The organism is Arthrobacter sp. TE26545, assembly GCF_056279005.1.
Genome location: NZ_JBWBQM010000001.1, coordinates 3,599,313 through 3,617,241, shown reverse-complemented (window position 1 = coordinate 3,617,241; position 17,929 = coordinate 3,599,313). Strand labels below are relative to the sequence as shown.

Here is a 17,929-nt window from a genome sequence, read left to right as displayed (position 1 = left end):
ACCCTCAGGGACACATGCTGGAAGTGACCCAATAGCCCCACTACTTCTTGAGAGTGATCTCGATGATGAACAGGAAGCTCGCACAAGGACGGCACGTTGAATGGCTGCGAGCATCGGCGCACTGCAACGAGACAGACCTTGGAGAGCGGACTGACTATCAGTCGAAGCGCTCCGGCAAGGTCGTCCACCGCCTCCGCCAGGACATGGCCGAAGGCCGGGACATCAGCGATGCCACACCCTGGCCGTATCCGGGTTCATAGCCCCCTGGGCTGTGGGCCTTAGCGTTTGGTTCGGGCACTGAATCCTGCCGCTACGGCCCGCCCCTCATTCCCCTAACGATCGTTAGTTACAATGGATGAAAGTCCCGCCGATCAGCTGAATGGATGAGATGAGCCTGTTGCCCCGCGAGCGAGCGAACAACGCTGTCAGGGAGTTCCTGTCGAGCCGCGACTGGTCCGCGCAGACGCCTGCGCGTCGGCGCATCCTGGCTGCGTTTCTGCAGCTTGCCACTACGCGGGGTTTCGATTCGGTGACCATGAGAACGTTGGGCCGCGAGCTGGATATGAAGGCGCCCAGCATCTACTCGAGCTTCCCTCAAGGCAAAGACGAGATTGTTGCGGAGTCGCTCCGTTGGTTTACCCACACCTTTGCCCGCGACCTCTTGGCTAGCGCCGAAGAAGCCAACTCGGCCGAGGAGTACTGGGCCGCGCTTGTTCGCTTTCATCTGGCACAGCAACTCCAGCGGCCGGAAGCCGACCTCTGGGACCTCCTCGTCGCCACGGACAAGGTGGCACGCTTTCTGACTGACGGGGTACGCGATGAAGTCGGATTGTGGATGGGCCTGCATGCGGACATGTACGCTGCGGCGGCCGAAGAAATGGGCTACGAGCTCCCTGCCCGAACCACCAAGGTGATTTTCACGCTCTTGGATGGTGCCGGGCGATGGGCCGGCTGGACCGGCCGCGACGATGATCTCGCTCAGTTGTTGGATCATACGGTTGCCCTGACCCGTTCGATTCTCGAAGTCGGCAGCGGAAGCCGGACTCTGGCCTAGTTCCCCCGGGCAAAACGTATTCAGAGAACGAAACTTGCGCGGGAACTATTGCCTAACTAACGCTCGTTAGCCTAAAGTCGTCGCTAGGTCCGTTGATGTGCCTGCAGGAAATCTCGACCTACCCAATTACCTGAAGTAATTCGATAGGAACCGAAAATGAGCCAACACATAAGTGCCGAACGCGATGAGTCGGCACCCCCAAATAGCACTGAATCGTCAACCGGGCTTCGCGGTCAACTTGGCGTAGGAAGCATCCTCTTCTCTGTGGTCGCCTGGGCAGCTCCCCTCCTCGTCGTTGTCGGCCTCATGCCGTCGATGATTGCTTTCGGGGGAAGCGGGATCATCGCTGCCCTTGCCGTTTCGACAGTTATCTTGCTCCTGTTCTCCGTGGGCTTTACGGCAGTCACGAGATACGTTGAACGCCCCGGAGCCTTTTACGCATACATAACAGCGGGACTCGGAAAGGACGTGGGTCTCGGCGGAGCCTTCCTGGCAATGTCGGGATATCTCGTGCTCCTGCTGTCCACATGGGCTGCCTTCGGGGTGTACGGCCGGCAACTCGTTGTTGATACGTTCCATGGACCGGACCTGCCTTGGTATCTCTATGGGATCGTCGGGGCGGGCCTGGCCGGAGTGGCTGCCTACCGCAAGATCGAGTTTTCCGCCAAGACCCTCGGCGTTGCGCTGATCCTCGAGGTGGTGCTGGTTGTCGTCTTCAATCTCAGGGTCTTTTTCGACGGCGGCCCGGACGGTCCGCCACTGAGCGCCCTGTCTTGGGAGGGCGCGAGCACCGGAAACTTTGGCCTGGTCCTGTTGTTCGCGATGCTGTGCTTCGGGGGATTCGAATCCTCGGCCATCTATCGTGAGGAGGCCAAAGACCCCAACAGGACCATTCCCAGGGCCACGTATGTTGCAGTTGTCCTCATTGGCGTCTTCTACCTCGTGGCGGCTTGGGCCATGCTGACCGCTCTCGGCTCACAGGGTGTCGCCGATGCCCGGGCCGGAGGCGCCGTCGCTTCCATGTTCGGCGACCTTGCCGCAGCCTATGTCGGAAACGTCGTTCCGGGCATCATCAATGTCCTCGTGATCTCCTCGACGTTTGCATGCCTGCTCGCTCAGCACAACGCCGTAGCCCGGTATGCCTACTCGCTTGGCAAGGACGGTGTGATGCCGGGCATTCTTGGGGTTGCGCACCCCCGCCATCATTCACCATTCGTTGCCTCACTCATCGTCAGCGGCCTCGAAATTGCGGCGGTGGTCATCATTGCTGTGGCTACGGCCTTTGATTCAGCCGGCACGGACGCCTTCACCGTCTACATCCGCCTCAATGGTCTCGGCGCGATCGTTGTCGTTGCTCTCCTGGTGTTGGTTTCCGTTGCAGTGCTCGTCTATTTCAAACGCCACAAGGTGCCCGGTCGGGGCGCCTGGAAGACGACCGTCGCACCCACGCTCGCACTGGTCAGCCTGGCGATAGTGCTGGCTCTGAGCTTCTTGAACGTTGACGCGCTTATCGGCGCAGGGTCCCTCGCTTCGTTGTCCTTCACGCTCTTCATCCCGTTGGTCTGGGTGGGAGGCATCGCGTATGCGCGCTGGCTGAAGAAGTCGAAGCCCGCTGTCTACGAAAAAATCGGACGCCAGTAGCCACTCCGCCAAGAGAGGCACATACATGACATCGCAGAAGGAAAACAACATGACACAACGACTCGCCGGCAAGATCGCAGTCCTCAGCGGCGGTGCAAGCGGCATGGGCGTCAGCCACACGCGCCGGTTGATTCGCGAAGGGGCCCGGGTCATCTCGTTCGACCTCAATGAGGGGGCTGGTCCCCAACTCGTTGACGAACTGGGGGAAGACAAGCTGCTCTTCCTCCGCGGAGACGTGCGGAAAGCCGAGGACTGGGAGCGGGCGGTCGCTGCCGGTCGACAGCGCTTCGGAACCCCGAACGTGCTGATCAACAACGCGGGAATTTCGCCTCTGCACTCGCTGGAAAAGGTTTCGGAAGAGGACTACCGCCGGGTGATTGACATCAACCAGATTGGTACCTTCCTCGGAATGCGCGCGTTGGTTCCATCTTTGCGCGAGTCCGGCGGTTCGATCATCAACATCGCTTCGACCGCGGCGTTGGTGGCGTTCGCCGACTTGTTTCCCTATGTTGCATCGAAATGGGCCGTGCGGGGGATGACGAAGGCCGCAGCGCTCGAGTTGGCCAAAGACGGCATCCGCGTCAACGCCGTTTGCCCGGGCGACACGGACACCCCGATGATTCGCGCGATTGCCGACACTCCTTCAGGTGCATTGCCGCCTACGGATGACCTGCCCTTCAAAAGGTGGGCACAGCCGGAGGAGGTCAGCGCCGCCGTCGTCTTCCTCGCCTCGGATGAATCGTCCTATATGAGTGGCGGCGAACTTGTCATCGATGGCGCCTACACCGCGCAGTAATCCCCTGCAGAGAAGAGTCAAGTAAGTGGATCGAGTCAAAGGCAAGATCGCGATCGTGAGCGGTGCCGGAAGCGGCATGGGCCTGGAGCATGTGCGCGCGCTCGTTCGGGAGGGCGCAAGGGTGGTGGGCTTTGATATTGCCGAAGGGGAGGGGCCCGGGCTGGTTGCTGAGCTCGGCGCAGACCGGTTCCATTTCCTCCCCAGGCGAAGCGTCACGTCTGCATCGGATTGGGCCGACGTTGTTCGAGAATGCGAAATCACCTATGGCGCACCGAGTGTTCTTGTCAACAACGCCGGAATATTTCGATCGACCCGCCTTGAGAGTGTCAGTGAAGAGGACTATCGCACTGTCATCGACGTCAACCAGGTGGGTCCGTTCCTTGGAATGCGGGCTGTCGTCCCGGCGATGCGGTATGCCGGTGGGGGCTCAATCATCAACATCTGTTCCACCTCTGGCCTCGTGGCTTTCGAAGACAACTTTGCTTACGTGGCTTCGAAGTGGGCCCTGCGGGGGATGACGAAGGCTGCAGCACTCGAGCTGGCGGCAGACGGTATCCGTGTCAACGCGGTCTGCCCGGGTGAGACGGAAACCCCGATGTTGCTCAACAGCACGGAACCCGGGACCTCGTTGCCGCCGGAGAGCTTCCCCTTCGGACGGTGGGCTCGTCCCGAGGAGATCGCGTTCGCTGTGCTGTTCCTCGCTTCAGATGAAGGGTCCTACATGAGCGGCAGCGAGGTCCTTGTCGACGGGGCATATACCGCCGCATAAGGGGGCCTTGGGGGCCTTGGTGGACAAAGCAGCCCTGGCGAACGCGGGATTGATTTCCCGCGTCGCCAGGGCCGCTGCATATCGACAAAGCTACTTCTTCGGCAACCCAGGCGGGTTCAGTTCCGACTTCGTAATCGCCTCCGAAGAAAGCCCCCAGCGGTCCAGGATCTTCCCGTACGTCCCGTTCTTGATAAGCACGTTCAGCGCGGCCTGCGCAGCAACCGCCAGCCCGTTGCCCTTCTTGGTGGTGAAGGCGATGTCGGCCTTCAGCGGCCAGCCGCCGTTGACGGTGCCCACCTGCTTGGTCTTGCCGTCCTTCGCGGCCTTGTACGCGGCACCGGCGTTCGGACCGAAAGTCAGGTCCGCACGGCCGGACTGGATCGCGAGCGAGGAGGCGGAGTCGTCATCGTAGTACTGGAACTCAACCGGCTTCAGGCCGTTCTTCTTGTTCTCCTCGTCCCAGCGCACCAGGATCGCCTCCTGGTTGGTGCCCGAGCCCACGATCACCCGTTTGCCCGCCACGTCCTTGGCTTCCTTCACCTCGCCAATGTCAGAGTCGCTCTTCGCATAGAAGCCCAGAAGGTCTGTCCGGTAGCTGGCGAAGTCGAATCTCTCCTTGCGCTCCTCGGTGACCGTCACGTTGGACAGCACGGCCTCGTACTTGCCGGACGCCACACCCAGCGGCCAGTCCGCCCAGGCCACCGGCAGCACCTCGACCTTCAGGCCCAGGGTCTCGCCGACAGCGTACGCCAGGTCCACTTCGTTGCCGATGAGGGTCTTGTTGTCCGTGGCGAACAGGCTGAGCGGAGCGGTGCCGCCGGTGGTGACCACGGTCAGCTTGCCGTCCGCCTTGATGGCCTCCGGCACCAGGGCCGCGGCGGCGTCGTCCTTGCTCACCGGGAAGCGGTTCTGCTCGGGGCTGAGGTTGAAGCTCTTGCCGCCAATGGTCGCAGCGGACGACGACGGCGCTGCCGCCCCCTGCGCTGCGGCGCCCGGGTCCGAGCAGGCCGCGAGCCCGATCGTTGCTGCTGCCGCAAGGACCAGTGCGGAGCCCTTTGTGAAGGCCGAGATAGCCATGGAATACCTCTGATTTTCTGCTGAACGGAGTGCTTGTCGCAGCAACTATCCGGCAGCGAAAACCGGCGGTCAAAGCAATTTGAAACGCTTTGATACCGGGCGAAACCGGGCTTAACCGCGGGTCCGCGAAGGTCATATTCGGAACCCCCGCAGGCAGGGAAGCAAGTAGTGCGGGGAAATAAACGCACAAAAAGACGAGTACCCCCAGGAGAAAGACGAGTGGGGATTACGCGTGTGCCGCATGCAGGCCCGGTCCTACGGTGGGACCACGCTGCGGCCGCGGGGGCTGCACCAGTCTGGGGAGGCAACTCAAAATGGGACAGCCGGAAGCTTGTCAAGAAACGCCCCGAAGGCGGGGAACTTTACGGAAAACAGGTCTCAGGGCCGCCGCCGCGCTAGGCACGGGAGCACTGCTCCTGAGTGCAGCCGGCATTGCCCGGGCCGACAACATTTACAACAACCTCGACGGCACCATTGATTCGGTTGCCGAAGTCATGCCGTTGAACGCCGGCGGAGCCAACGGAACCACCGTGCTGGCCGTGGATCCCACCGGTGGAGACGGCAAGAGCGGCTGCAACCTCACGGGGTCCACGACCCTGACGCTCAACCTCACCTCAAGCCAGCCTTCAGTGGCCACGGTCAGCCCGTCCTCGGTGACCTTCACCTCGTGCGGCACCACCAAGCTGGTCACCGTAACGCCGCTAAGCACCGGTTCGACTACCGTCAGTGCGAGCGTCGCCAGCAACGACACCGGCGGAACCTTCAACCTCGCCCCGGCCACGTTCCAAGTCAATGTCGCAGCCCCGGCGCCGTCCAACACCGCACCTACCCTGGGTATCACAGGCGTCTCGGCCGGCTCTTCGTACTCCAAGGGCGCGGTCCCGGCCGCGGTCTGCAACGTGACGGACACCGAGGACGGCCCGAGCACCTTCGCAGCCACGCTGGGAGCGATCACCGGACCGGATGCCGCCACCGGCGTCGGAAGCCAGACGGCGAACTGCGACTACACGGATGCCGGCGGCCTCCACGCCGCTGCTTCCCTGAGCTACAGCATTGTGGATGCGACTGCCCCCGGCATCAGCTACACCCTTAGCCCCGTGGCGCCCGACGGGCTCAACGGCTGGTACCGCAGCGAGGTGTACCTGGATTGGACGGTCACCGAAGGCGATTCCCCCAGCACCCTGGCCCTGACCGGGTGCGCGGACCAGCTCATCAGCGTTGACCAGCCGTCCGCGGACTACAGCTGCAGCGCGAGCAGCAGCGGCGGCTCCGCCGGTCCGGTCACCGTGTCCATCAAGAAGGACGGCACTGCACCGGGCGTTGCGTACACCAGCGCCAGCGGCACGGTGGGCAACAACGGCTGGTACACCTCGGACGTCACCGCCACCTTCACGGGAACGGACGCGACGTCGGGCCCGGCGTCGGCGACGCAGACGGCCAACAGCAGCGGTGAAGGATCCGACGTCGTCGTGCAGAGCCCGGCATTCTCGGACAACGCAGGCAACGAGACGGCGGCAGGCGCGGCCAGCCACAGCTTCATGATCGACAAGACCGCACCGGGCGTTGAGTACACCAGCGCAAGTGGCACCGAAGGCAACAACGGCTGGTACACCTCGGACGTCACCGCAACCTTCACTGGAAGCGACGCGACGTCGGGCCCGGCGTCGGCGACTCAGACGGCCACAAGCAGCGGTGAAGGTTCGGCCGTCGTCGTGCAGAGCCCCGCGTTCTCGGACAACGCAGGCAACGTGACGGCGGCGGGCGCGGCCAGCCACAGCTTCAAGATCGACAAGACGGCACCGTCGGTTGCTTACACCAGCGCGGCTGGAACCCTGGGCGACAACGGCTGGTACACCTCGGACGTCACCGCGACGTTCACGGGAACGGACGCGACCTCCGGTCCGGCGTCGGCCACCCAGACGGCGACCTCCTCCGGTGAGGGATCCGCCGTCGCGGTTGCCAGCCCGGCGTTCTCCGACGAAGCAGGCAACGTAACGGCAGCAGGAGCGGACAGCCGCAGTTTCAAGGTGGACAAGACGGATCCCGTCGCCTCCTTCGACTCGGTGGTGGGCAACGCGTACTTCGGCTCCGTCGCCTCGGCCCCAAGCTGCACGGCATCCGATGACGTGTCCGGCCCGGCCGGCTGCGTAGTCACCGGGTACTCCAACCTGGTGGGCACCCACACGCTCACGGCAACGGCCACGGACAACGCCGGCCGCACCTCAACCACCCAGCAGACGTACACGGTGATGGCCTGGACGATCAAGGGCTTCTACCAGCCGGTGGACATGAACGGTGTGCTGAACACGGTCAAGGGCGGCAGCACGGTTCCGGCGAAGTTTGAAGTCTTCGCAGGCAGCACGGAGTTGACGGACACCAACGTCGTGACGATGAGCGCCACCAAGATCACCTGCACGCTGAGCACGGTGGACGACATCGAGCTGACAGCCACGGGGAATACCTCCCTCCGGTACGACTCGGTTAGCGGCCAGTTCATCTACAACTGGAAGACCCCGGCCACCCCGGGATCGTGCTACCGGCTGACCATGAAGGCAGCCGACGGCTCCAGCATCTTTGCGAACTTCAAGATGAAGTAGGAGTGCTGTTCGCACGAAGGCCCGGGGCATGATCCCGGGCCTTCGTGTGTCTGGTTTTTGGGGGAGGCTTGTGGCGGATTGGAGGACAGCTTGGGGCAGGAAGACAAACACGTCCGGCAGGCCGTCCGGCGCGCTTTCCTTGAAAGCGACGTTGCGGGGCTCGGGGCGGGCGGGGACTGGTTTCCCGAGGATGAATACGACGCGGAAGCGGACCGCGCCCTGTCCTTGCTGCTCAGCGGGCTGTCCCTGGAGGAAGTAGTCGCCTGGACCGTGGGCACCATCGCCCGCGACTGGGGTGTGGACATCAGCCCCGGCAAGAAGCAGTTGCTGGCCGCGGCACTGGCCCCGATAGCGGCCGGCCTTCAATTTCCGGATTGACCATCGCTGCTGCTCGACATGGGCAGCACTAGTGGTGATGGTGCTCGTGCCCTTCGTGCCCCGCGTGCCCTTCCGCTCCATGCGCCCCCGCCGCGATGCCTGCGGCCCGGGCGAGGTGCTGCCAGCCGGCGTCGCTGAGCGCGTGGTAGCTGATGTGCAGTTCCCCGGCGGGTCCCTTCGTCGCATCGGTGTCCCGCAGCTCGAGTGCAGCGACAAGCTTCGCGGCAGATGTAAGGAACGCCTGGACCTGGGGATCCAGCTGGCCAGGCCACGTTGTAGCGGCGACGGCGATGCGCGCATTGCCGATCAGCGCGGCCCAGTTGCGGTCGATCTTCGGTGCCGGGCCGGTGAGGTTGGTGGCGATGCCGTGGAAGCCGACGTTATCGATATACGCAAGGGCGGCGAGGACTCCGGCAGTTCCTTCATCGTGGTTGTGAGGTTCCATGGGTGCTCTCCTCTGTCGGATTCAGGATGCTCCGCTGAGGACAGCGGTTCAAGGCCCCCAGGACCGGGAACCACAAAGCAGGTGACCCGACCCACCCCGGCCGTCAGGAATTTCCCGGCCACCCGCCGTCGTTGTCCCAAATGCGGCCGGAAACGCGGCCGCCTGAACGCAATCGAAAGGCCGGCACCGACGTGACTGTTCCCCTCTCCATCCTGGACCTGGCAATCATCGGCAAAGGCCAGACGGCGGCGGAGAGCTTCGCGGGCAGCGTCGCCATGGCGCAACTGGCCGAGCGGCTCGGCTACCGCCGGATCTGGTACGCCGAGCACCACAACATGAGCTCCATCGCCTCCTCGGCCACGAGCGTGCTGATCGCGCACATCGCCGCCAACACGGAGAGCATCCGCCTCGGCGCCGGCGGGATCATGCTGCCCAACCACTCGCCGCTGACCATCGCCGAGCAGTTCGGCACCCTTGAAACCCTGCACCCGGGCCGCATCGACCTCGGCCTCGGCCGCGCGCCCGGCAGCGACCAGAACACCATGCGCGCCCTGCGGCGGGACCCGACGGCGGCGGACACCTTCCCGCAGGACGTGCTGGAACTGCAGGGCTACTTGAGCGGGCCCAGCCGGATCCAGGGCGTCGAGGCGACGCCGGGACGCGGCACGAATGTGCCGCTCTACATCCTGGGGTCTTCCCTGTTCGGGGCGCGGCTGGCAGCCCAGCTCGGGCTCCCGTACGCCTTCGCCTCGCACTTCGCGCCCGCCGCGCTGCAGGACGCCGTCGCCCTCTACCGCCGGGAGTTCAAGCCCTCGGAACAACTCGCGGAACCCTATGTGATCGCGGGGCTGAACGTGGTGGCCGCGGATTCGGCGTCGGAGGCGCAGCAGATGCACCTCGACGTGAAGCGGGCCCGCATCTCCACCTTCTTCGGCAACGGCCGCACCTTCACCGACGACGAAGCCGACCTCATCCTCGACTCGGCCCAAGGCCAGCACGTTGCCCAGATGATGCAGTACTCGGCCGTCGGGACGCCAGAAGCCGTGCGGGAGTACCTCGACGAATTCGCCAAGCACGCCGACGCCGACGAACTGATCGTGGCCCATCAAAGCACCAGCACGCAGAGCCGCCTGCGCTCGGTGGAACTCACCGCCCGGGCCGCGGGGCTGGTGCCGGCGTAGGGACTGCCGGCACGCGTGTTCGAACGCAAAGGGAGACCGGCGGACTCTTGATGCTCCCGACTTGAGCCGCGGCTCTGCGGCGCCATAGAGTTCTGCTCATCACTCGGCGCTGCGGCGCCGACCCTTCGCATCTATTCATGAATATCTTGGGGGCTCCATGGCGCGCGCCATCTCCAGGGCGCGGTTGCGCCTTGTTCTTTTACTGACCCTGCTGACCGGCATGGTCTTTGCCGGCGTCGTCCCGGCCCATGCCGCGGGAACGGCCAGCATCTCCGGGACGGTTACGGTTCCCGCGGGCGCGGACGTCACGCAGACGACGGTTTCCCTCCTGGTTGAAATGCCGGAGGGTTATACGATGCTTGATTCGGAAACCACGCCCGACGCCACCGGCGCATACACTTTCGCCGGGACGTGGCCGGGTCGGTACAAGATCATGTTCGCCAATCCGGCAACCACCGCCGTGTGGAACGGCGGAGCCCTGAGCGAGGACGCCGCCCCGTGGATCGAACTGGCGGACGGCCAGGAGATCAGGGGCGTGGACGCCTCGCTCTTGCTGGCGGCATCCATCTCCGGCACGGTGACCTTCGACGCCGGCGCGGAACCGGAACCGGTGGTGGTCACTGCCTTCCTGGACGGCTCCTATGACTTCCCGGCAGCCGCGACGGCGACCGATCCCGACGGCCAGTACATTCTGGAAAACCTTGCTCCGGGTTCCTACAAACTCAACTTCATGGGCACCACCGGAAGCTACCCCTCGGTGTGGAACGGCAACAGCCTGAGCCCGGAATCCGCCCCGGCCATCGTGGTGGCCGAGGGCGCGGCAATCACCGGCGAGGATGTCTCCTTCACGGTCGACGCCGGCAGCGCCAGCATCTCCGGAACCATTACCCGGCCAGGCGGCGGGGGAGTCGAGGGCACCATGGTGCAGGTCTTCACACTTTCCGGCATGCCTGTGTCCCTGGCGAACGCCTCGGCTGACGGCACGTACACGGTCTCCGGACTTGCGGCCGGTTCCTATAAGGTGGCTGTCTTCCCGAGCCCGATCGGCAGCGATCCGCTGTGGCACGGCGGCGCCGATGAGGCCACGGCAACGCCCGTGGCGGTGGCCGGGGGAGCGGCCGTGACCGGGATCGACTTCACGCTGCCCGCCGCGGGAAGCCTGAGCGGCACGGTGTCCGGATACACCGGCGACGGACCCCTCATGGTGCGGGTCTACCCGGCCGAGAATCCCCATCCGCGCTTTGGCCCGCCCGCCGGCTTTGCCATGGTGAACCCGGATGGAAGTTACACAGTGAGTGGTCTTCCCACGGGCCAGGTCAAGGTTCAGCTGTACGGTGAGATCGGCGGCTACGCCAACCAGTGGTACGGCGGGACCATGGCCACGGCGACCACGGTGGACGTGACCGAGGGGCTGACGACCCCGGGGATCGATTTCGCTGCCGTGCCCGAGTCAGTGATTACCGGACAGGCCAAAGCACCGTTCGAACCGGACGCGACGCTCATCCGGATCCTGGACCTTGCCGGCCGCGAAATCGGTGATGCCCTTCCGGAACCTGACGGAAACTACGAAGCCTTCGGCCTGATGCCTGGTTCCTACAAGGTTGAATTTTGGGCGACCACGGAAGCCGGCACGAAGTCCTGGTATGGCGGCAAGACCCTCGCCAGCGCGGCAACGGTGACCGTCGAAGCCGGCCAGACCGTGACCGGCATCGACAGCGACGTGGTGATCAAGCCCGTGCCGCCGAAGAAACCCACTCCGCCGAAGAAGCCCCACACCGCCGAAGAAGCCGGCGGAAACCCGTCCACTGGCGTCGGAAATCCGGCCCGCGGGGAACGTGACCGCCTCGGACCCGGGCGAGGTGCAGTCTGCTGCCAGCGGTGAGCTGGCCGAAACCGGTACCCCGGCGGGCCTGGCCCCGCTGGGACTGGCCGGCGGCGTGCTCGGCGCGGCCGGCGTCGTGCTCCTCCTGGCGACGCGGCGGCGCGCCCGCCGCTAGGCATCAAGGACAGGCCTGGGGCCCGGGAACCGCATGGTTCCCGGGCCGCAGGCATGCCGACGGTCGTGGGTCCCGGAGACCCGTTACGCCCCGGCAACACAAGGGCCACGCAGGCGAAACCGGGCGGGCGGAAACTGGACGCATCCACCCGGAAGGATGCCGCCCATGCCCACCCCGCTCAACCAATCCGTGGCCGATTCGGCCCTGCTGACCAAGTCGCTGCCGCTGGGCCTGCTGCGCGCATTCGTGCAGTCCAACGCGGCGGATGACGGCATCACCCCGGAACTGCTCGCGGAGCTGAGGATGCTGGCCCGCACACCCGGCCTGCTGGTGGCCTGCAACTACGGCGGAACCCTGTGCGAGGCCGAAGGAGTGTCCACCGAAACCCTTCCGCTGGGCAGCGCCGCCGTCGCGCTCCGGGCGCTCGCGGCCTTGCCGAACACGCACGCCGCCGTCATTTCCGGCCGCTCCCTGCGTGACCTGGCCGCCGTCTCGCGGCTGCCCGCCGAAGTCCACCTGGTGGGCTCGCACGGCGTGGAATTCGACATGGCCTACGCCTACGGGGTGTCCATGGGCACGGAGGCCGTCCTGCAGCAGGCCGCGGTTGCGTTGCAGGAATCCCTCGGTTTCGAAAAGGGCATCACCATTGAACGGAAGCCGGCTGCGGTCGGGGTCCGCACCAGGCCTGCGACGCCGGACGTGGTCGCCAGGGTGACCGGGCGGGCCCGCGAGATCGCGCAGGAGCTGGGCCTGTTCTTCATTGTGGACGGCTCAGTGCTGGACCTTTCGATTGTTGAACCCTCCAAGGACGCTGCCCTGGAGCAATTGCGGCAAACCCTCGGCGCGAGTGCCGCCCTGTTCGCCGGCGACGCCGACAGCGACGAACTTGCCTTGGCGACCCTGCGCGGCCCGGACCTTGGGTTGCATGTGGGCCCCGGCGAGACTGCCGCCACCCACCGCCTCCCGGACCCCGAGTCCTTCGCCAAGGTTCTGGCCATCCTGTTCGAACTTCGCCGGGCCTGGCTGTTTGGCGAGGACGCGGTGGGCCTGGAACGGCACTCGATGATCGGTAACGGAACGTCCACGGCGCTGCTCACCCCGGAAGGCAAAATCTGCTGGATGAGCCACCCCTTGCCCGATTCCGGCTCCCTCTTTGCGCACATCCTGGGCGGCGACCCCGCGGGTCACTTCAGCGTCGAGCCGGTCAAGGCCTCCCAGGTGCTCGGCCAGCGCTATGTGGACAACACCATGATCGTGGAAACCCGCTGGGCCGACCTCCTGGTCACGGACTACCTGGAGCCCGCGCCGGACGGCGTCACCAGCCTTGTCCGGGTGCTGTCCGGCGCCGGCAGCGCCCGGATCGTGTTCGCGCCGCGCCCCGATTACGCGAACGCCCCCTTCAGCATGGAGGTCCGCGGCGACGAGCTGCACGTCGTGGGCACCTCGGAGCCCATCGTCCTCTCCGCTCCCGACGTCGCCTTCACTGTCACCAGTGACGGCAAACACGGCACCGCCACCGCCGAGGTGAGCCTCGCCCACGGGCCCGTGGTCCTGAACCTGCGGTGCGGGGACACTGAGCCGGCGACGGCGGACCCCGCCGGAGAGCCCGCGCGGCGGACCGCCGTCGCGCAGCAATCCCGGCAGTGGGTCCGGGAGCTGGAGCTGCCCGCCGTGAAGCCGTCGCTGGTGCGGCGCTCGGCGCTGGTGCTGAAATCCCTGGTGCACGAGCCCACGGGCGCCGTCCTCGCCGCGCCCACCACCTCGCTGCCGGAAGGAATCGGCGGAACCCGCAACTGGGACTACCGCTATTGCTGGCTCAGGGACGGTTCCATGACGGTCAACGCCCTGGTGGACCTCGGCTCCACGGAGGAGGCTGACGGTTTTCTCCGCTGGCTGGGCCGCATCCTGGAGAACGCTCCGGGGCCCGAGTGGCTGCACCCGCTGTACTCCGTGACCGGCGCGCCCCTATCGACGGAGGCCATCATCGACACCCTCCCCGGTTACGCCGGATCGCGGCCGGTGCGGATCGGGAACGCCGCGGACCACCAGGTGCAGCTTGACGTTTTCGGGCCGATCGCGGAGCTCATCCATGGCCTCGGCAAACGCCGGCGGACGCTGCCGGACGAGCACTGGACCCTCATGGAGCAGATGGCCTCGGCTGTGCTGGCGCGTTGGCACGAACCCGACCACGGCATCTGGGAAGCCCGCCGTGCCCCGCGCCACCACACCTACACCAAGGTGATGTGCTGGGTGACCCTCGACCGGGCCATGCACACCGCCGTCCGTTTCCGCAGGCCCGTCGGCGCCGGGTGGGAAGAAACAGCCAACGCCATCCGGGAGGAGGTGCTTCGCGAAGGCTGGGACGATTCAGCGAGCTCCTACACCGTGGCGTACGACAGCCCGGACCTGGACGCCGCGGTGCTGCACATTGGACTGTCCGGCCTGCTGGATGTCCGGGACCAGCGATTCCTGGACACCGTCGCCGCCGTCGAACGGGAACTGCGTGTGGGACCCACCGTGTTCCGGTACCGTTACGACGACGGCCTGCCGGGCCTGGAAGGCGGCTTCCACATCTGCACTACCTGGCTGATCGAGGCCTATCTTGCAGTGGGGCGGATGGACGACGCCCTGGAGTTGTTCAACCAGCTCGTGGCGCTTTTCGGGCCCACCGGACTGCTGCCGGAGGAATACGATCCCGGCACGGAAACGCACCTCGGAAACCACCCTCAGGCCTACTCGCACCTTGGCTTCATCCGCTGCGCGCAGCTGCTGGACCGCTACCTTTCCACGGTGGAAGAGGAATAGAGGACCTGCCTGGACGCTTCTGCTAGGCCGGCGCCGAATACTCCGCCACCAGCGCCGTGAACGACCGGGCCGCGGGGCTGGGGTTCAAGCGGTCCCAGATCAGGTATTCGTGCCGGGCTGTCTCCTCCTTGACCGGCACGACGGCGACCCCCGCCAGCCGCGCGGCATAGCGGCTGGGCAGCAGGGTGACGGCGAGCCCGTTGACGATCAGCTCCCGCGTCAGCTCGATCGAGCCCAGCTCGTAGGCAACCTGGCGTTCGACGCCGGCCCGGGCGAACGCGGCGTCGCTCTGCTTCCGCCCGGCCGAGGTCCGCGGGAAGTCGGCGAACGCCTCCTCGGCCAGATCCTTCAGGGACAGCTTCTTTCGCCGCGCCAGGGGGTGGTCCTCGTTGAGGACTGCGGCGAGGGTATCGCGGTTCAGTTCCCGGACGGCGACCCCCTGCACGGTGCCCTTTTCGACGCTTTCGGCCGCGAAGGTGCCGTCGAGGAGGCCGAGGAAGGCCACGTCCAGCGTGCCGGTGCGGACTTCCCGGATCATTTCCTCGCTGTTGGAGACCCTGGCCTCGAGTGTGAGTTCCGGGAAGCGGCAGCGGCACTCACGTAGCAGTGCGGGCAGTTCGACGGCGGTGAGCGTGGGGATGAAACCGATCCGCAGCTTGCCGCGCACGGCGCCATCGGCCGCGGCCGCCTCGTCCCGCGCCCGCTCCGAAGCCTCCAGGGCCGCACGGGCATGGGGCAGGAAAGCCTTGCCGGCCTCTGTCAGCTGGACCTGACGGCTCGAGCGCACGAACAGCTGCACGCCGAGCTCCCGCTCCAAGGCCGCCACCTGGTGGCTGAGCGCCGACTGCACCACGAAGTTCCTGGCCGCCGCACGCGTGAAGCTCCCCGTCTCCGCGATGCCCACCACGTACCGCATCTGCTGCAAATCCATGCATCTATTCTGCTCATTGTTCTGATGAAATCTATGTGTTGGACTCATTCATTGATCCGTAAGACCTTTGGAACATGAGTTCATCGGTCAAGACCCTCAAGACCCTCCCGGCCCGACCAGCGCGGAACAGCGAAAAGCCGGCCGCCCGCCGTCGAGCCCTCCCGCTCGCAGCGGTGACGGCCCTCGCCGCCTTCGCCCCGCTGGTCTGGGGCACCACCTACCTGGTGACCACTGATTTCCTCCCCGCCGGGCATCCCTTGTTCGCGGGCCTGGCCCGGGCCCTGCCCGCCGGCCTGGTGGCCCTGGCCCTCGGCCGTGCCTTGCCGAAGGGAGTTTGGCTTTTCCGGGCCGCCACCCTGGGCCTGCTGAACATCGGCTTCTTCTTCCCGCTGCTGTTCATCTCCGCCGAGCACCTGCCCGGCGGGGTGGCCGCGACCCTGGGCGCGGCCCAGCCTCTGGTGGTGGTGTTCCTGGCGGTGGCCGTGCTGAAGGAGCGGCTCCTCTTCTGGCGCCTTGCGTGGGCGGTGACCGGTGCCGCCGGCGTGGGATTCGTGGTGCTGGGGCGCACGGCCGGGATCGATGTGCTGGGTGTGGCGGCCGGCCTGGCGGGAACGGCGTCGATGGCCCTTGGGATTGTCCTGACCAAGAAATGGGGCCGGCCCGCGGGTGTGCGGCCGATTGCGATGGTCGGCTGGCAACTCACGGCGGGCGGGCTGTTCCTGCTGCCGGTGACGCTCCTGGTGGAAGGATTCCCGCCCGTCTTCGACGCCCGCTCCGTCGGAGGCTACCTCTGGCTGGGACTGGTGGGCGGCCTGCTGGCCTACGCCCTCTGGTTCTGGGCGATCGGGCGTTTGCCGGTCACCCGCGCATCGTTGCTCGGCTTCCTTTCCCCGCTCATGGCTGCCACCCTGGGCGTGCTGCTGAAGGGGGAGAGCTTTGGTCCCCTGCAGACGCTGGGCCTGGTGCTCGCGTTCGGGGCGATGCTGCTGGGCCAGCTGGGCGGCGGGCGGCCGGGCGGCGGTCGGCTGGGTGGCGGACAGTCGGGCGGCGGGCGGCCGGGCGGGCGGCTTCCGCGCCCGGCGGCCTGAGCGGCCGGGGACGCTGGCCGTGCTCAGCCCACCTGGATGACAGCCACGCCGAGTTCCGAACGGTCCTGCGCCATGGCCGCGAGGGCGCCGGGCACATCGTCGAGCACCAAACGCCGCTCGATCAACGCTTCAGGCCGGAGCGCCCCGGACGCCACAAGATCCAGCAGGCCCTGGTAATCCCGGGCAGGCATTCCATGGCTGCCCAGCACGGAGAGTTCCTTGCCGATCACCGCACTCATCGGGATGACGGGTTCCCCGGGGAACAACCCGATCTGCACGTGCCGGCCGCGCGGGGCCAAGGAGAGAATTCCGACGGCGGCCGTCTCCTCCCGCCCCAGCGCATCCACCGAGACCTGGACTCCCTCCGGCGCGGCGGCCGCTATGGCGGCCAGCACCTCCTGCCGGGACAGCCCCAGCGAGTTCACCGTGTGCGTGGCGCCCAGCCGTGCAGCGCGTGCCAGGGCGGCGTCGTCGATATCCACCGCAACCACGCGGGCGCCCAAGGCGATGCCGATCATCACCGCACTCAAGCCCACACCACCGCAGCCCACCACCACGAGGGTCTCGCCGCCCGTCAGCCGGGCCTGGTGCTGCAGCCCGCGGAACGCCGTCGCGAAGCGGCAGCCAAGCAGGGCCGCGGCGCCGCTGTCCATGTCTTCGGGGATGGCAATCAGGTTGAAATCGGCGTTGTGCAGGGCGACCAGCCCGGCGTAGGAACCCCAGTGGGTGAAGCCCGGCTGGGTCTGGTCCCGGCACACCTGGCCGTTGCCCGAGGCACATTCCGGGCACTCCCCGCAGGCACAGACAAACGGTGTGGTCACGCGCTGGCCCACCTGGAAGCGGCGGACATCGGGGCCCACAGCCTCAATGGTTCCCACAAGCTCATGCCCGGGCACATGCGGCAGCGGAATTCCGGAGTCGTGGCCCAACCAGCCATGTACATCGCTGCGGCACAGCCCGGTGGCCTCCACCCGGACCACTACCCCGTTCCGGCTCGGAACCGGATCCGGGACTTCCCGGACCTCGGGCAGCTTGCCGAATTCGTCAAAGTACACCGCACGCATCCAAAACTCCTTCCAGGGCCGGCACGCCTCCGGGCGTCCCGTTCATATCCTGCCAGTTCTGCCCGCCGGGCAAACCGGGCCTGCCTGCTTTGCCGGACACGACGAC

At 66.2% G+C, this 17,929-nt stretch carries 16 protein-coding genes; 12 read left to right on the top strand and 4 right to left on the bottom strand.

The window, feature by feature from the left end; genetic code table 11:
* Nucleotides 1–62: 62 nt before the first annotated feature.
* From ACZ9CK_RS16450 to ACZ9CK_RS16430, 5 genes are all read left to right on the top strand, one after another.
* Entirely contained in the window at nucleotides 63–260 is a 198-nt protein-coding gene (locus ACZ9CK_RS16450) for a hypothetical protein (protein ID WP_426300395.1), read from the top strand.
* A 128-nt stretch (nucleotides 261–388) separates the two neighbouring features.
* The gene (locus ACZ9CK_RS16445; RefSeq protein WP_476050501.1) at nucleotides 389–1,054 is read left to right on the top strand and encodes a TetR/AcrR family transcriptional regulator; all 666 of its coding nucleotides are present in this window, start codon (nucleotides 389–391) and stop codon (nucleotides 1,052–1,054) included.
* A 264-nt stretch (nucleotides 1,055–1,318) separates the two neighbouring features.
* Nucleotides 1,319–2,695 (top strand): APC family permease, encoded by a 1,377-nt coding sequence (locus ACZ9CK_RS16440; RefSeq protein ID WP_476050500.1) that lies wholly within the window; start codon nucleotides 1,319–1,321, stop codon nucleotides 2,693–2,695.
* Between the two features lie 25 nt (nucleotides 2,696–2,720).
* On the top strand, nucleotides 2,721–3,491 hold the full coding sequence (locus ACZ9CK_RS16435; protein WP_426300389.1) for an SDR family NAD(P)-dependent oxidoreductase: 771 nt from the start codon (nucleotides 2,721–2,723) through the stop codon (nucleotides 3,489–3,491).
* Between the two features lie 25 nt (nucleotides 3,492–3,516).
* Nucleotides 3,517–4,260, top strand: coding sequence for an SDR family NAD(P)-dependent oxidoreductase (locus ACZ9CK_RS16430; RefSeq protein WP_426300387.1), 744 nt, complete (start codon nucleotides 3,517–3,519; stop codon nucleotides 4,258–4,260).
* A 90-nt stretch (nucleotides 4,261–4,350) separates the two neighbouring features.
* Here ACZ9CK_RS16430 and ACZ9CK_RS16425 read toward each other — a convergent pair whose 3' ends face one another.
* Nucleotides 4,351–5,337 carry an ABC transporter substrate-binding protein gene (locus ACZ9CK_RS16425; RefSeq protein ID WP_476050499.1) on the bottom strand — a complete coding sequence of 329 codons (987 nt, stop codon included), beginning with the start codon at nucleotides 5,335–5,337 and terminating at the stop codon, nucleotides 4,351–4,353.
* Between the two features lie 494 nt (nucleotides 5,338–5,831).
* On the opposite strand from ACZ9CK_RS16425, the gene ACZ9CK_RS16420 reads away from it, so the two are divergent.
* Both ACZ9CK_RS16420 and ACZ9CK_RS16415 read left to right on the top strand, forming a co-directional pair.
* Nucleotides 5,832–7,934 carry a PxKF domain-containing protein gene (locus ACZ9CK_RS16420; protein WP_476050498.1) on the top strand — a complete coding sequence of 701 codons (2,103 nt, stop codon included), beginning with the start codon at nucleotides 5,832–5,834 and terminating at the stop codon, nucleotides 7,932–7,934.
* Between the two features lie 90 nt (nucleotides 7,935–8,024).
* Complete coding sequence (locus tag ACZ9CK_RS16415; RefSeq protein ID WP_426300381.1) at nucleotides 8,025–8,312, top strand: hypothetical protein; 288 nt, start codon at nucleotides 8,025–8,027, stop codon at nucleotides 8,310–8,312.
* A gap of 28 nt (nucleotides 8,313–8,340) precedes the next feature.
* Here ACZ9CK_RS16415 and ACZ9CK_RS16410 read toward each other — a convergent pair whose 3' ends face one another.
* Nucleotides 8,341–8,757, bottom strand: a complete 417-nt coding sequence (locus ACZ9CK_RS16410) for a hypothetical protein (RefSeq protein ID WP_476050497.1) — start codon at nucleotides 8,755–8,757, stop codon at nucleotides 8,341–8,343.
* A 191-nt stretch (nucleotides 8,758–8,948) separates the two neighbouring features.
* Here ACZ9CK_RS16410 and ACZ9CK_RS16405 point away from each other — a divergent pair, with 191 nt between their 5' ends.
* From ACZ9CK_RS16405 to ACZ9CK_RS16390, 4 genes are all read left to right on the top strand, one after another.
* Nucleotides 8,949–9,938 carry an LLM class flavin-dependent oxidoreductase gene (locus tag ACZ9CK_RS16405; protein WP_426300373.1) on the top strand — a complete coding sequence of 330 codons (990 nt, stop codon included), beginning with the start codon at nucleotides 8,949–8,951 and terminating at the stop codon, nucleotides 9,936–9,938.
* Nucleotides 9,939–10,095: 157 nt separating this feature from the next.
* Nucleotides 10,096–11,820 (top strand): hypothetical protein, encoded by a 1,725-nt coding sequence (locus ACZ9CK_RS16400; RefSeq protein WP_476050496.1) that lies wholly within the window; start codon nucleotides 10,096–10,098, stop codon nucleotides 11,818–11,820.
* Nucleotides 11,774–11,935 (top strand): hypothetical protein, encoded by a 162-nt coding sequence (locus ACZ9CK_RS16395; protein WP_476050495.1) that lies wholly within the window; start codon nucleotides 11,774–11,776, stop codon nucleotides 11,933–11,935. The genes ACZ9CK_RS16400 and ACZ9CK_RS16395 overlap by 47 nt, the downstream gene beginning before the upstream one ends.
* Before the next feature lie 165 nt (nucleotides 11,936–12,100).
* The gene (locus ACZ9CK_RS16390; RefSeq protein ID WP_476050494.1) at nucleotides 12,101–14,740 is read left to right on the top strand and encodes a trehalase-like domain-containing protein; all 2,640 of its coding nucleotides are present in this window, start codon (nucleotides 12,101–12,103) and stop codon (nucleotides 14,738–14,740) included.
* A 22-nt stretch (nucleotides 14,741–14,762) separates the two neighbouring features.
* Here ACZ9CK_RS16390 and ACZ9CK_RS16385 read toward each other — a convergent pair whose 3' ends face one another.
* On the bottom strand, nucleotides 14,763–15,671 hold the full coding sequence (locus ACZ9CK_RS16385; RefSeq protein ID WP_476050493.1) for a LysR family transcriptional regulator: 909 nt from the start codon (nucleotides 15,669–15,671) through the stop codon (nucleotides 14,763–14,765).
* A gap of 74 nt (nucleotides 15,672–15,745) precedes the next feature.
* Here ACZ9CK_RS16385 and ACZ9CK_RS16380 point away from each other — a divergent pair, with 74 nt between their 5' ends.
* A complete protein-coding gene (locus ACZ9CK_RS16380) occupies nucleotides 15,746–16,759 on the top strand; it encodes an EamA family transporter (protein ID WP_476050492.1) in 1,014 nt (337 codons plus the stop codon).
* Between the two features lie 23 nt (nucleotides 16,760–16,782).
* On the opposite strand, the gene ACZ9CK_RS16375 is transcribed toward ACZ9CK_RS16380, so the two are convergent.
* Nucleotides 16,783–17,823: a zinc-binding dehydrogenase gene (locus tag ACZ9CK_RS16375; protein ID WP_426300363.1), complete on the bottom strand. Its 1,041-nt coding sequence runs from the start codon at nucleotides 17,821–17,823 to the stop codon at nucleotides 16,783–16,785.
* Nucleotides 17,824–17,929: the final 106 nt, after the last annotated feature.